At 40.8% G+C, this 15018-nt stretch carries 13 protein-coding genes and 1 pseudogene; 10 read left to right on the top strand and 4 right to left on the bottom strand.

Going from position 1 to position 15018, the window contains the following annotated elements:
• Genes pgsA through LEP1GSC199_RS09275 form a run of 8 tightly spaced genes read left to right on the top strand, consistent with a single transcriptional unit; the run spans position 1 to position 7495 of the window.
• Positions 1–747, top strand: a complete 747-nt coding sequence (gene pgsA, locus LEP1GSC199_RS09310) for a CDP-diacylglycerol--glycerol-3-phosphate 3-phosphatidyltransferase (RefSeq protein ID WP_002981554.1) — start codon at positions 1–3, stop codon at positions 745–747.
• Positions 728–1756 (top strand): anthranilate phosphoribosyltransferase, encoded by a 1029-nt coding sequence (gene trpD / locus LEP1GSC199_RS09305; RefSeq protein WP_002981597.1) that lies wholly within the window; start codon positions 728–730, stop codon positions 1754–1756. Before pgsA ends, trpD begins: the two co-directional genes overlap by 20 nt.
• 26 nt (positions 1757–1782) lie before the next feature.
• Entirely contained in the window at positions 1783–2106 is a 324-nt protein-coding gene (gene yajC / locus LEP1GSC199_RS09300; protein WP_002981347.1) for a preprotein translocase subunit YajC, read from the top strand.
• Position 2107: 1 nt separating this feature from the next.
• Positions 2108–2743: an SRP-less Sec system protein gene (locus LEP1GSC199_RS09295; RefSeq protein WP_002981433.1), complete on the top strand. Its 636-nt coding sequence runs from the start codon at positions 2108–2110 to the stop codon at positions 2741–2743.
• Positions 2744–2764: 21 nt separating this feature from the next.
• A complete protein-coding gene (gene secD / locus LEP1GSC199_RS09290; protein ID WP_002981584.1) occupies positions 2765–4699 on the top strand; it encodes a protein translocase subunit SecD in 1935 nt (644 codons plus the stop codon).
• Positions 4692–5630 carry a protein translocase subunit SecF gene (gene secF / locus LEP1GSC199_RS09285; protein WP_002981362.1) on the top strand — a complete coding sequence of 313 codons (939 nt, stop codon included), beginning with the start codon at positions 4692–4694 and terminating at the stop codon, positions 5628–5630. The genes secD and secF overlap by 8 nt, the downstream gene beginning before the upstream one ends.
• A 10-nt stretch (positions 5631–5640) precedes the next feature.
• Positions 5641–6882, top strand: coding sequence for a dihydrofolate reductase family protein (locus LEP1GSC199_RS09280; protein WP_002981570.1), 1242 nt, complete (start codon positions 5641–5643; stop codon positions 6880–6882).
• Between the two features lie 4 nt (positions 6883–6886).
• Positions 6887–7495, top strand: coding sequence for a riboflavin synthase (locus LEP1GSC199_RS09275; protein ID WP_002981466.1), 609 nt, complete (start codon positions 6887–6889; stop codon positions 7493–7495).
• Here the strand turns inward: LEP1GSC199_RS09275 and LEP1GSC199_RS09270 are convergent.
• Positions 7492–7869 (bottom strand): STAS domain-containing protein, encoded by a 378-nt coding sequence (locus LEP1GSC199_RS09270; protein ID WP_002981246.1) that lies wholly within the window; start codon positions 7867–7869, stop codon positions 7492–7494. The two genes, LEP1GSC199_RS09275 and LEP1GSC199_RS09270, sit on opposite strands and share 4 nt — an antisense overlap.
• Before the next feature lie 118 nt (positions 7870–7987).
• Here LEP1GSC199_RS09270 and LEP1GSC199_RS09265 point away from each other — a divergent pair, with 118 nt between their 5' ends.
• A complete protein-coding gene (locus LEP1GSC199_RS09265) occupies positions 7988–9196 on the top strand; it encodes a bifunctional 3,4-dihydroxy-2-butanone-4-phosphate synthase/GTP cyclohydrolase II (protein ID WP_002981538.1) in 1209 nt (402 codons plus the stop codon).
• Positions 9197–9298: 102 nt separating this feature from the next.
• Here the strand turns inward: LEP1GSC199_RS09265 and pdxH are convergent, their stop codons facing one another.
• From pdxH to LEP1GSC199_RS09250, 3 genes are read right to left on the bottom strand one after another with little or no spacing between them, the layout of a single operon-like run.
• A complete protein-coding gene (gene pdxH, locus LEP1GSC199_RS09260; RefSeq protein WP_002981532.1) occupies positions 9299–9946 on the bottom strand; it encodes a pyridoxamine 5'-phosphate oxidase in 648 nt (215 codons plus the stop codon).
• Entirely contained in the window at positions 9930–10778 is an 849-nt protein-coding gene (locus LEP1GSC199_RS09255) for a prepilin peptidase (protein ID WP_002981308.1), read from the bottom strand. Before LEP1GSC199_RS09255 ends, pdxH begins: the two co-directional genes overlap by 17 nt.
• Before the next feature lie 38 nt (positions 10779–10816).
• The gene (locus LEP1GSC199_RS09250) at positions 10817–11917 is read right to left on the bottom strand and encodes a pyridoxal phosphate-dependent aminotransferase (protein ID WP_198288775.1); all 1101 of its coding nucleotides are present in this window, start codon (positions 11915–11917) and stop codon (positions 10817–10819) included.
• Positions 11918–11998: 81 nt separating this feature from the next.
• On the opposite strand from LEP1GSC199_RS09250, the pseudogene LEP1GSC199_RS09245 reads away from it, so the two are divergent.
• A pseudogene (locus tag LEP1GSC199_RS09245) lies at positions 11999–15015 on the top strand (AAA family ATPase).
• Positions 15016–15018: the final 3 nt, after the last annotated feature.

Here is a 15018-nt window from a genome sequence, read left to right as displayed (position 1 = left end):
TTGGAAGATTGGAAAACCATTGCCAATATTCCGAACTTACTAACCGTACTTCGGGTTCTCGCACTTCCTTTATTTATCTTTGCCCTTTTCCAAAAGGAATGGGAATACCAAATTTTTGCCTTTGTTCTTTTTGCCCTTGCTTCCCTCACTGATCTTGTGGATGGATATTTGGCACGGAAGTGGAACCAACAAACAGAATTTGGGAAGTTCCTCGATCCTCTCGCTGATAAATTTTTAGTCATCGGATGTTTTGTTACCTTTTTATTCATCCACGAACCTATCGAAGTGTGGATGGTAGTTCTTATCATCGGACGTGATATGCTCATCACCTTCCTTCGTTATATAGCCGTTCGTTCTGGAAAAAGCCTTCGCACCACCATGATGGGAAAGGTCAAAACTGCCTTCCAGATGGGGGCCATCCTTATGATCCTTGTTGTGTTCATGTTGATCTCGGGCAAAAGGCGAGCCATGATCAATGAAACTTATGCTATGGGAAAACTCGCGGGTTACTCTACTTTTGAAGTGGCCTCCCAACATACGAATGAGTTTTATACGCTTGTCAAAACTACCGAAGTTTTAAGTTTTAAAGACTTTTTTGATTCTATCGCTTCCTTCGTTCCTTATTTCGGGATGTTATTCACAACTTTCATCACTGTGATTTCAGGACTTCGTTATATTGTGACCAATTATCAGTTGTTAACTTTTTCTAACCTAAAAAGGATTTTTTATGACCGTTCCCACAATTAAGGAAATCCTCGGACAAGTGGTTTCCGGCCACCATCTTGTTGATACTCACGCAGAACATTTTCTAAGTGAGGTGATGGATGGGAAGGTGACGGAACCTGTCCTTGCTTCTTTTCTCACAGCCATGAAAATGAAAGGGGAGACCACGGACGAATTGTACGGATTTGTTCGAGCGATGCGTAGTCATGCAATCAAACCCTCTAAAAAATTTGATTTTGATTTTTTAGACACTTGTGGGACAGGAGGGGACGGCAAAGGCACTTTGAATGTATCCACACTTTCGGCCCTCACTTTGGCAAGTCTCGGCTTTAAAGTTGCCAAACATGGAAACCGTTCTGTATCTTCACTTTCGGGAAGTTCCGATATTCTTTCTGGCCTTGGTTACAAACTCGATCAGGCCACAGCAGATTCGGAAGCGGAATTCCTGCGCACTGGCTTTGTGTTTTTATTTGCTCCCGCTTGGCATCCTGCAATGAAGTATGCTGGACCCGTTCGTACTGCCCTCGGATTTCGCACTTTTTTCAATTTGATTGGACCTCTTTCCAATCCCTTTTCCCCTTCCCACCAAATTGTGGGTGTCTATGATAAGTCTCTCTGTTTACCGATGGCGGAAATTCTCGGAAGGCTTGGTTCCAAACGTGCTATTGTCTGCCATTCACAGGACGGGCTCGATGAGTTTTCTATCTTTGAAGGAACCGATTATGCTTATTTTAATGGAAAGGAACCAGTTGAATTGTCCTTTGATCCTAAGGAATTGGGCCTAAATTCCCAGGAATTGGACAGAAATACCGTGTTCTCCTCTTCAAAAGAAGGGGCAGAATCCCTCTTTCGGGCGGTTCTCGACCCGAGGGAATCGACTGGCGGAACGGCAATGGTCGCCCTGAACGCGGGGGTGGCGATGTTTTTACTCGGAGCCGTGAGTGATATACGAACTGGGTACGAAACTGCCAAAGGGGCTCTCCTCGAGAAAAAAGTTCTCCGATTCGTTCGTGAAACATTGAATTTAACATAAGGCCTATAAACATTGGATAAATAGCTATGCTCAATTTTAATTTTTTAACACCAGATATCCTAATCCTTGCCCAAGAAGAGGGTTCCAAGTCGTCTCTACAGTCACTCATCATCATTCCGATCATGTTAGTTGCTATGTACTTTCTTGTGATCCTTCCGAACAAAAAAGAAGAGAAAAAACGTAAAGAGATGATCACCAATCTCCAAAAAGGGGACAACGTTGTGACAAACAGTGGTCTTCATGGAAAGATTGTAGAGTTCAAGGACAATAACGAAACTGTCGTTTTGAGTGTTGCTGCGAACACAAACATAACCTTTGAAACTAGCGCTATTCTGAAGAAGAAAGCCTAAGATGAAACGGCTCTTCTTAGTTTCCCTAGTATTCTGTTTTTCGGTATCCCTCTTTGCACAAGAGGGATTGGATTTTTTAGATAAGGTCAATGATAAACCAAAATCGACAACCACCAAACCGAAAGAAGAAACGAACGTAACCACAACTAAAAAACAAACCAGTGTTGTGACTACGACTGCGCCGACTACGGGAAAAAAGAAGAGATCCAAAAAGAAATCCAAACAAAGCCAACTGGCAACTACGGAGACCAATCCGCAAAACACCAATTTGGTTGTGAATCCGAACACAAATACAACGGTTATGGATAAATCCTTTCCTAGTTTAGAAAAACCGCCTGCGGTTTTAGAAGAAGAGGAAGTGGTAAACAATGGATTGTGGATGGATTCTAATGTTTCTGTAGAACCATCGGGACTTCCGGGATTTTCTGCTGATTTGAAAATTGGAAAGACAGAAGGTTCAAACTCGACACCTAATGTTTCCTCAAACAAAGAAACAGGAAAATCATTCTTTAATTTTTCTGATTTTTTTGCTAAATACAAAAAAGCGATGATGATCCTTGGGATTATCATACTCTTTGCTTTTTACAGACTTAGATCTGCTCGCCCGGGATCTAGCAGTCGTTCTTATAGAAGATAATAATTTTAGGAGCAAACTAACTTGCAATCGTATCGACTATTGATTCTTCCTTTTTTGATTCTGGCGGTTTCCTTTACAATCCTGTATCCGAACTTCGCCGATCGCACTTTAAAGATCGTTGTTAGAGAGGATGTGTATTCACTTCCTGAAGCCGATCAAAAAACAAGAGTAAACGCACTCTTTGAACGTTGGGCAAAAGATTATGGAAAAACTTCCGGTTGGACCATTGAACCGCAAGGAACTCTTCCTCCGAAAGAAAACCCATTTTATACTGTGAAAGGAAGGTTTATCACTTCCGCAAAAATCAATCAGATTTCGCAAGAAAACCAATCTCTAGTAAGTGAATCAAAAAACAAACTAGAACCGACTTGGATTGAAGAAACAATTCGGGGTGGAAAATCTTTATCCATTAAGTTGGGTCTTGACTTACAAGGTGGTATGCGAGTGGTTCTCAAAGGAGACTTTGATGATTACACATCCAAACTCAAAGATCTTTATGCAAAAGAATTGTCTGAACTCAATCTTACCTTAAACAATCCAGCTGCAAAACCTGAGGATAAGGAAAAGGCAAAATCGAGACTGACTGAAATTGAATCTAGTTTTGATCTTTCTCCCATGCGTAAAATTGTGGAGTTAGAAAAAGCAAAGATGATTATCGACAATCGTCTTACCACGCAAAATCTAACAGAACCACAAGTTCGTATCCAAAAGGAACAAGATGCGATTGAAGTATCCCTTCCTGGTGTTTCGAATTCGGCAGCCATTTTAGAAATTTTACAAAACACAGAAACAGTGGAGTATCGTTTAGAAGAGCCGACTCCGTTTCTTTTCAAAGGCCAAATTGCCGACAGTGAACGTCGGATGATGGATTTAGGCAAACGGGAAAACACTGACATCTATCTTTTTCAAGAATTAGTTAAAAACAAAGCTGGGAAAAAAGCCCAAGATGAGTTTTTAGAAGGTTTGGAAAAAAAATACAATATCCCTAAAGACTTTAAAGTGTATGCGATGTGGGCTCGGGGAAATTCTGCCAAGTCTGCATTGTTACCTCGGAGTTTCGTAGTTTTGGAACGTAAGATTGCCCTTTCTGGGAATGATATGACCAACGCTCAACCATCCTATAATTCCAATTCTTATGGATGGATGGTAAGTTTTACTCTCACTCCTAATGGGGCAGAGAAGTTTTTTGATCTCACTTCAGAAAATCGCGGTCGTAACCTAGCAATTGTTTGGGGAGATAAAGTGATCTCCAATCCGGTCATCAATGATCCGATTGCTGGTGGTCGTGCAGAAATTTCCGGAAGTTTTTCGGAACAAGAAGCGATTCGTTTGGCTAACGTAATTTCCGAAGGTGCACTTCCCATTCCTTTATCAGTTTTGGAAATGCGATTTATTGGACCTACACTGGGAATTGAATCAATCGAAGTGGGAGTCAAAGCCGTTGCGATTGGATTCTTTTTAGTGATGGTTTATATGATATTCTATTACAGGTTAGGTGGATTCATTGCCGATCTCTCTCTGCTAATAAACTTAATCATCTTGGCGGCCCTTCTCACACTTATGGATTTTACATTAACACTTCCAGGAATTGCAGGGATCATTTTGACTGCGGGTATGGCTGTGGATGCAAACGTCATTATCTATGAAAGGATTAGGGAAGAAATCGAAGAGGGTAGAGCTCTTTCAATAGCCGTCACTCGTGGTTTTGAAAACGCGTTCTGGACCATTATGGATGCAAACGTCACCACACTCATTGCGGGTATTTTAATGATTCGTCTTGGAAATGGACCGATCAAAGGTTTTGCGATTACACTTTGTTGGGGTATTGTTACCACTCTCTTTACTTCGCTTTTCCTCTCGCGGTTATTTATGGAACTGACAGTCAATCGATTGGGTGTCCATCACTTGAATTTAAGACCTTTCTTCTTTGGGAAAAAGGAGACTACAAATGCATAATATCAATTTCACAAAGTATAAATACTTTACTCTTAGTTTTTCATTGTTTGCGATTGTTTTCGGATTTGTTGTCACCTTCGCGAAGTATGGTGGGTTTGCTCACTCACTCGATTTTAACGGCGGACTTCGAACGGTTGTGGAACTTCCGGCAGACAAAACTCGTAACGATTTAGAAGGATACTTCCAATCCAAAAAAATTGAAGCAGTTGTGATCCTTTTGGAGAAAGAAAAGAATATTTACCAATTGGATATCGGACTAGGATCGTTAGAAACCATCGAATCTTTGTATAAAGAAATTCCAGAAGAAAGTAGAGAATCTTCTACTTCTGCGATTGATCGATTCGTGCAACTTGTAAGATACGAATACAAACTTCCGAAAGAAAAAGTTCTCTCTGCAGACCAAGTGGGTGCGGTTGTGGGTGGTGAGTTGACAGAAGTAGGGATCACACTTCTTTTAACGACGCTTGCCATCATCCTTTTGTATTTGAGTATTCGTTCTCAGTTTAAGTTTGCTTTGGCATCTTCCATTGCACTGGTTCATGATATCCTGATGACACTGGCTCTGATTGGATTTTTACAAATCAAACCAAGTGTTCCGATCATTGCGGCACTTCTTACTCTCCTTGGTTATTCCATTAACGATAAAATTGTGGTATTTGACCGGATTCGTGAGAATGCTCATGGAAAAGACAACTTAGCACTTTCCAATATCATCAATGTTTCCATCACACAAACTTTGGGTAGGACCATCAATACCTCCTTTACTACTATGATTTCCGTTGTGGCGATCATAGTAGGCGGGGCAGTGGAATTATATGATTTTGCTTTTATCCTTCTTTTTGGGGTGATTGTGGGAACTTATTCTTCGATCTACATTGCGGCTCCCATTTCTGAGATTTACGACCAACTCAGGAAAAAAAGATTCGCATAACAAAACATTTATGAATGCAGAGAAACGAAAGGAAACTTATTCTCTGCATTCCCTTCTCGGGTTTTTGGCAATGGGAAAAACCGGTGCCAATCCACCCGTCTCCGCAGTATTAACCAATCCTGATGGCTCCGTTTTGGCAAGTGCTCATACCCAAATCTACGGGGGAAACCATGCCGAAAGGGAACTTTATTCTCGTTATCCAAGTCCCAAGGCAGATGATATCCTTTCTGTCAGTTTAGAACCTTGTACCCATTTTGGAAAAACACCACCTTGCCGTGATTTGGTGATCGAAAGAAAACCAAAAGAGATCAAACTCGGCTGGAAAGATCCCAATCCTTTGATTCAATCAGGAGACTGGGAAAAGTATACAAAGGTCGGAATTTCAGTGACCCTCGACCCTATGCTTGCCAAAGTTTCTTTTCCTTACTTACAAGGATTTTTAACTCGGATACAAACTGAAAGACCCTGGGTTTGGATTAAGTCAGCAACATCGAAGGAAGGAAATTTTGCTTCTAAGGATAAAAAAAGAGAAAGAGTCAGTTCGGAGGAAATAGACCTCATCTTGCAGCTGTTACGTGCCAAGGTGGATGCGATTGCCGTAGGTCCAGGAACAGTGGTTTCTGATTCACCCTCCCTTCACTTTCGGATCACCGAAGAAATGATCCTTTCGCAAAAGCCGGGAAAACGAATCACGGAATTAGAACCTTTTTTTGAAGCAGGAGCTGGACTCATTTCTTCTTTGTTACAATATTCAAAGGAAACCGCGAATATCCATCAGTTAGAAGAAAATCTCTACCAACCCTATCGTGTTTTTGTTTTAGATCCGAATCACCTTCCTTCAGACGCATTCTTTGCAAAACAGGTCGAACTGACTGAGAAGATCGGCGACAAAAAATGTATTTTTTTTATCATAACTGAGGATGATACCAAACCTCTTTCCATAGAATTGGAAAATCAGATCCAATCACTTTCGCGCTTTGAGGGAGTGACTCTTCTTCCCAGTGATGGTGGCAAATTTTTAGAAATTTTGGGTGGGCTTGGGATCAACACTTTGTTATGCGAATCCGGTAGTTTTTTCCCTTCATTTTTAAATGAAGAACTCACCGAATCAGATCGAATCCTTGAGATTCGAAATGAAAACAAATCCCTACCTGACGGAATCCCTTTTGTTTATCAGAATGAGTTTTTGATTTCGGAATACCAAGTAGGTTCGAACCGTATTTTTATTAGAAAACCCCAAAGGAGCACATAAATCTATGTTTACTGGTCTTGTGGAAACTATAGGAAAAGTAGTCGAAATTAAACCCATTGATTCGGGGATCCAATTCACAATCGAAACAGAATGGGAAAATCCTGATCTAAAAATAGGGGACTCCATTGCCATCAATGGGGCTTGTATGACTGTTACAGAGTTTACGGACTTAGGAAATTTGTTTCAATTTTATGCTTCCTTTAAATCTTTAGAACTTACAAACTTATCTAGGTTAGGTGAAGGATTTACCGTTAATTTAGAAAGAGCAATGGCTCTTGGGCAACGTTTTGGTGGTCATATGGTCCAAGGTCATGTAGACGGAATGGCAAAGGTCATTAGCCGAAAACAAATTGAAGCGGAAGTGGAAGAGTTTTGGGTGGAAATTCCAGAAGAACTTCAGCGTTATTTTGTGAAAAAAGGATCTGTGACTTTAGATGGGATTAGTCTGACTGTGGTGGATGTAAAAGATGGAAATATCCAACTGATCTTAATTCCAGAAACGATGGAAAAAACCAATGCAGGTTCCTGGAAAAAAGACCAACGATTGAATGTGGAAGTGGATGTGCTTGCCAAATACATTGAAAATTATTTGAGCCAAAGGTCAGGTAATTAGTTTCTTTTTAGTAAATCGTCAATATCGGAATCCATATCATCCTTAGCATATTTTGTTTGGAAATCAATATCAGTCATAATTTCGAAAAACATATCTAGTTTTGCTAATTTGAATACATTCTGGATCATAGGTTTCATACCTACGAGAATGAGTTTCCCCTTTTTGTTTTTTAGAGAATTCAAACTTTTGATAAGGGAGCCAATACCAGAGGAATCGATATAGTCAAGGCGACTCATATCAATGGAAACAATACTTGGGTTTGGTTCGATGAGTTTGGCAAAGATCGATTCAAATTCCTCAGTGGATTCAATATCAAATTTACCCGCGATTTCAATGATTTTGATCTTTCCTGTTGTGTTCAGTTTCAGTTCCACATGGCCTCCGATCCGGATTATTAAGACAAAAGAAAGGGGAAAAATCAATGAATTTCTTTGGGAATCTTCTTTAATTCGGAACGCCTTTCAGAGTTTTAGTATATAGAGGCCTTCCCCTATGATACGTCCGATCGAAGAAGCAATCGAAGAAATCCGCCAAGGCAAAATGATCATTCTCGTCGACTCTGAAGACAGAGAAAACGAAGGTGATTTGGTCTGCGCCTCCCAATTTGCAGACAAAGATAAAATTAACTTTATGGCGACGCACGGCCGCGGACTTATCTGTGTTCCGATGGAAAGGGAAAGGCTCCAAACCTTGGGTCTAGGAAAGATGGTCGATGACCTGACCCTAGGAGACAAACACGGAACCGCTTTTACCGTATCAGTGGATGCCAAACACGGAACCTCCACGGGAATCTCTGCACATGACAGAGCAAAAACTGTTGAAGTACTACTTGATCCCAATACTAAATCAGAAGATTTGGTGCGTCCTGGGCATTTGTTTCCACTCCAAGCCGTGACTGGTGGGGTTTTAAGAAGAGCAGGGCATACAGAAGCAGCGGTCGACTTATCAAAGTTAGCGGGATTGTATGCCAGCGGTGTCATTTGCGAAATTATGAATGACGACGGTTCTATGGCTCGTATTCCTGATTTGGAAAAATTTGCAAAAACCCATGGACTGAATATTTATACTATTGAAGATTTAATTCGTTACCGTAGACACAAAGAAAAATTAATCCATTTAGAAGTGGAAGCGAATCTTCCTACTGAGTTTGGTGACTTCAAAATCAAAGCCTATTCCACTCAAATTGATGATAAAATTCACATGGCTTTGGTTAAAGGTGAGATTGATCCCACAAAGCCGGTGCTCGTCCGAGTGCATAGTGAATGTTTGACTGGTGATATTTTTTCTTCGCAGCGTTGTGATTGTGGCCCGCAACTCCACAATGCCCTACGAATGATAGAAAAAGAAGGGAATGGTGTATTACTCTATATGCGCCAAGAAGGACGTGGGATTGGTATCATCAATAAACTCAAAGCTTATTCATTGCAAGAGGGGGGACTTGATACAGTAGAAGCCAATGAAAAATTGGGTTTTGCTCCCGACCTCCGCGAATACGGAATCGGAGCTCAGATTCTGCGAGATATCGGGGTAAAACAAATGAAACTCATCACCAATAACCCCCGTAAGATTGTGGGACTCGAAGGATACAACTTACATGTAACAGAAAGAGTTCCCATAGAGATTGATCCTGTGGAGGAAAACTCTCGTTACTTACATACCAAAAAAACAAAGTTAGGACATTTGTTAAACTTACACGGTTAATTTATGAGTTTAATTCATTTCCTCTAGAGTATATTTGTTTTTAAACTGATACTCTGAGAGGAACCACCTAACACTGGATCAGAACAGAAGTGATTCCATTTCTTACGGGGATAACCTGGAACGGTTCCATCCCGATTCTTTTCTTTCAAATTGGATCCTGTCGTGGAGTCTACCCACCCTTCCTTGCCAAAACTCGATTTTGATAGGGAAAACTGAATACCCACCCCAGTTTTCTGGCATTGGGACAACTTTGCCTTCCCATTCTTTGGTAAGTGAAGCAAATTTTTCTTCCAAAAACTCTCTCGAAGGCACCACCGAACTTTGATTTGATGTGAGTGCTCCTATTTGGGATTCCCTTGGTCTTACTTGAAAGTAAGTTTCTGATTCTTCCCGAGCTATGCGACTCGCTAATCCTTCGATACGAATTTGTCTTTCGAGTTTCGGCCAAAAGAAATTCAAAGCTACCTTATTGTTATCTGCAATATCTTTTCCTTTATCGGAATTGTAATTGGTAAAGAATTGGAATTCTTCCCGGATTAGTCCTTTCAGTAGAACGATCCTTGCGGAAGGTTGTCCTGTTTTGTCAACCGTAGCCAAAGACATAGCATTGGGTTCTTGTTCTCCTTCTGCTTGTGCCTCCGAAAACCAAAGATTAAAAAGTTCTAATGGATTGGATCCGGCCGTTTCTTCCGAAAGAACGGAGCGAGTGTAAAGCCTTCGCATATTTTGTAGGTCATTCGATGTTTCCATAAATAGAGAATCCCTCCCAGTTGTAGTAATGGACAAGTAATTTGGAAAAGTAAGTTAAAAACAATCCAAGTGAAAAGTAAAGACCCATCGGAATTTTTTTTCCCTTTAAGGGTTCCCCTTTTTTTCGTAGGAGAAAACTAAATCCTACTGCGAGTAGATACGACGAGTTGAAATACAATATCCAAAAAGGATTCCCTGCGATCGCGGCAAACACTGGGGAAAAGAGGACATCTCCGAGTCCCGTCCCTCCGCGAAAGAGTAAGTAAATGAAAAGATAAAAAACTAAAAATCCTAAATAAACCCAAAGTGTTTCTAAATTGATACTCTCACCAAACAAAAGGTAATTGGACAAAAAACCAAATCCAATCAGGAAAGGTAGATTTTCATAGTCGAGAGAAAACTTTGCCACATCTGTCATCATAGAAATCAGTAGATGGCCAAATAAAAAAAGAAGGACTAACGTTCCAAGAATGTCTTCGGAAACAAAGTAAACAAATACTCCTACAAGACCAAAAAGAAATTCTGTCAGTGGGTAGAGTTTCGGAAGTTCAGTTTTACACTGAAAACACTTTCCCTTAGTTAAAAACCAACCAACGATGGGAGTGAGGTGGGTTTTTGTCACCAAATGCCCGCAAGTCGGGCAATGACTTGGTTTTGTAAAAATAACTTTCCAACGACTTAAACCCTGAAAATCCTTCCTCTTTTTGCCATAACAAAAAGTAAGGATTCGTTCGCCGAGTGTTGTATAAAAACTAGCAAGGCTTGCTCCAAAAAAAAATAGAATTACATACGTCGAGAGGCTCCAAAGGAATAACCAATTCGATTCATCCATAAAATCTTCTATTTCCTTATCTTAATTGGAATGAAACCCTATTCACTTTCTTTGGAAAGTTCCTGAAGTGCTTTCATTCCACGTTTTAGCGTATCCCATTCGGTAGCAAAAGATAGTCTTACAAAATTCTTTTTATCACAGAAAATAAATCCAGGAACAAGAATCAGGTCTTTTTTGACTGCCCTTTGGATGAACTCTTCATCGGTTCCGGGAACTGGAAAGAAGGAATAAAACGCCCCACCCGATTTTTGAATCGGGTAGTAGTCCTTTAAGGATTCATAAACAAAATCCCGTTTTTCTTTGTAATCTTGGATGTAAGCACTCATATCCGTTTTAAGGGCTTCGATTCCGGCCCATTGGGTGATGGATGGTGCACAAACCACGGTATACTGCTGTAAGGTGGTAAGGGCTTTGATAACCTTGTCTTCGGCAAGGATGGTTGCAAGCCTAAGGCCCGTCATATTGTAGGTTTTGGAAAAACCAGTGAGTGTGATGGTTTTTTCATACTCTGATCCAATCGAAAAAAACTGTTTATCATAATCAAAGAGTTCGTAAATTTCATCGCTAATCAGATACGCTCCTGTGCTTTCTGCTAAATTGGCAAGGGCACGCAGTTGTTCTTTGGATAAAACTTTTCCTGTGGGATTGGATGGATTGGAAAAAATAATGAGTTTGAATTTGCGGGATTTTAATGATTCTAAATCTGTGGGTTTGAAACTTTCATCCAAGGGAACTACTTTTCCACCATAGAATTTTAACATCGCTGGATACATCAAAAAGTAAGGAGAGATCACCAAACACTCGTCACCTTCATTGACAAGAGCATTGAAAAGAAGAAATAAAGCGGAAGAGATTCCCGAAGTAACAAGGATTCGATCTTCATGAGCATAAGAAATTTGGTTTTGAGTGCGGTATTTTTCTGCCATCGCAGATTTTAGTTCGGGAATCCCACCGGTTAAGGTGTAGGAAGTTTTCCCATCCCGAGCTGCTTGTGTCAAAACCTCGATGATGTTAGGTGGGCAGGGAAAGTGCGGTTGGCCAATACTCAAATTGATCGGGTTTTGGATACTCCGTGCGAGTTCAAAGGCCTTGCGGATAGGGGAGGAGTCAATCCCATACATTCTATTTGCGAAATCCATGGAATCATCATGGTTTTTTGCAGAGGTACCGGTCAATAGAATTTGGTTTACACCTAGGAAATGAGTAGAAACCTGAAGGATATGGATTTTGTAACCATTGCCGATGTGAAAGTGCCGGTCCTCCCGCACTCCAATAAGTTTCCTGTTTTTCCTTCCAGCCTTGTCGAAACCGACTCGGTGAAACAGACCTTACAAAAAATTTTATACCCCATGCTCGAAGGAATTCCTGTCCTGCTTGTTGGTGATGCCGGTGTAGGGAAAAACGCTCTTATTTATTATATTAACTCTCTTCGCAAACAACCGACCCTTCGGTTTAGTTTCAATGAAGACACACTTCCAGAAGACCTCATTGGATCCTACCGGATTCTTTTGGATGGAAAAGGATTTACTTGGTCGAATGGGCCACTCACCAATGCTCTTTCGGAAGGACTCAGTTTTGTTGCCGATGAGATGAACCTTTGTGCCCCCAATATCATCAAACGATTTTCCTCTGTCTATGAATCCACCTACTTAGACCTACTCGAAGGTAGTGGGGAACGAGTGAATGGAAAAACAGGGTTTTGGTTTATTGGGACACAAAACCCAAGCGAAGGTTTTGAAGGTAGAAAACCCCTTCCCTTTGATATTACCAAACACTTTGCTGTTGTTTATGTGGATCCTTATTCACCGGATGAGATGTTTTATATCTTAAAAAAACTTTATCCCATGCTTGCAGAAGATGTTTTAAAACAAATCATTCGCATCAGTTTAGAATCGGAAGCTCGGATCAAGTCTGGAGAGATTGGAAAGGGTGATTTAGAAAAATACCACTTCAATTTAAGAACTCTTCAAAAGTATTGTAATCGTTTGGTTTTATTTGGAGCCAAAGACAAAACCGTTGCTGCCAGAGAAGCTTTGTATTTATTCGAAGAACCATTCCGCAAAAAAGAGGACAAGGCCAAACAAAGAGAACTCATCGAATCCGAGTTTGGTGGAGGAATCAAAGTAGTTCCTACTAAAGGTTATGTGCAAGGTTCTACGATTTTTTGGAACGACAAAGAAATCAAAACTTGGGATGAGAAAAAAACCATCTCTCTACTTTCCACCTATCCCACACCAGAACCAATCTTACATTTCCTCGACCAAGTATTCACGGCCATCCAGGCAAAAGAAAATATTCTCGTTGAATACAGAGAAGACCAAGACCCACAAGAATTTTTACCACTTTTTACAGAACTCACGGGAATTGAACTGGAATCTGTAATGTTATCCAAGGGGATGCATACATCCGATGTGGTAGGGGCTCTAAAACCAACAGAAGAAGGAAATATCGAAAGTGTCACTTGGGTAGACGGCCCCCTAACACGCTCGATTCGAAAAGGACATATCATTCTTATCTCAGGACTCGAATCTGCTGGTGCGGAACTTGTGGAAAAAATGAATATGCTCACCGATGATGCAAGATCTCTCACTTTGCCACCAGAGTCAGGTGAGTATCTCCCTATCCAACTCACAGAGAAATCCATTGTTTTTGGAATGAAATCTTTTCGTGCTTCCAAATCGGTCACTAGTATCTCTCGTGCCTTTCGTAACCGTTTTACTCCTATTCTTTTTCCTGAACTCGAAGATGTGAAAGTCCTAGAAGAAATTTTAGAGTTTTATCTGCCCGAAGGAGTACTACCTCGCAGTTTGGCCCGGTTTCATTTGAAGGCAAAGGAACTCGCAGAAAAACGTACGATCGGATCGGCAAACCTGATGCCCTACCGATTTGGAATTGCTAATCTTCTCAAATGGAAAAACCATATTTACCGCTATAACCAAACGGATGTGAAAGACATTGCGATCCGCGGTGGAAAAATTTATTACACAAACCAAATTGCTGATCCCAAAGAAAGAAAGGAACTCGAAAGACTCCTCGAAGGGTTTCTTTCCGGTGTGGAAGTTGTCTCAACACTCTTCGAGGAAATCGAAGAGAAAAAAAAACGTTTACCGTTGAATCAGGACTAAATCGTAAAAATTGGTGGGATCCGGAACTTCATAAACGTGACCCCCTAACAGGTGTTGCAAAAAAGCTGAATTCGGGTGCAGAAACCAAACGAGGAATTGAGATCAATACCCCAGAAACCGGGGGTGGCACTAAAGAAGGACCGGATGCTTGGTATGGACAAGATACCCAAGGAAACCAAGGCCAAGGCGAACCACAAGGTGGGGGTGGTGCTTGGGGTTACAGAACAGAAGAGCTCTACAAACAATTCTTAAAAAAACGACGTCTTCTTTGGGACTATTCCATTATGGTGGGTCTCGAAGAATTTAAGTCTGTGTTTGGAAAAGAATTGGAAGAGGTGGAACTCAATTTAGAACAACTTTTTGATCCAGAAATTGACATCAACCGGATGTACAAAAACGAAGGATCGCGGGTGGATGCAAGGAAATACATTTCTTACAAAAGTGGAAGGGGAGATACAAAAATCTTCGATAAAACCACAATCGAAAAGAACGATGAAAAACTAAAAGGTGTAGAAGTGACATTCCTCGTGTCAAAATGTCGAAGGATCTTTAACTTCGAGTATTCGATTGCCATGCTTTCGGCACTTCTTGTCAGCTTACATATCTTAAACGAACATGATATCAAAACCAGTGTCCATACTTTCTGTGATATTAAAAACTCCAAAGATACAGTGGATATTTACAATCTAAAGTCAGCAGAAGAAGACTACACCGCAGAAAAAGAAGGAGAAGTATTTAGTGCTCTCTGTAAAAATTGGCATGGGGATAGCATTCCAGAATACCAAGTGCTTTCCAATTGTGAACGTTATTTTTCTCCTGATGCCCAAACCAAGATCATTGTTTTACTTTCGGACTTCCGAGGGCAAAGGGCAAAGACTTATATCGAAGATGAATTAGCATCTTTTGATACCCGTCGGATGAAAGAAGCTGTACTGAAAAACCAGGACAAAAATTATGTATTTTTAGGGGTGGGACTTGGGTCTCGTTACATTGCGGAACATGTGTTCCATGACTCCCTTCAGATTACGGCAGATAACTTTTACTCCATGCCAAATCTCATCGGAGCAGAAATTGCGAGATTGGTGCAAATCCACCATTCCCTCAGACAGTAAACA

Origin of the sequence: Leptospira vanthielii serovar Holland str. Waz Holland = ATCC 700522 (assembly GCF_000332455.1) — a bacterium.
Lineage (GTDB): Bacteria > Spirochaetota > Leptospiria > Leptospirales > Leptospiraceae > Leptospira_A > Leptospira_A vanthielii.
Note: the sequence above shows the minus strand (reverse complement) of the source record. Positions and strands in the feature narration are given on the sequence as shown.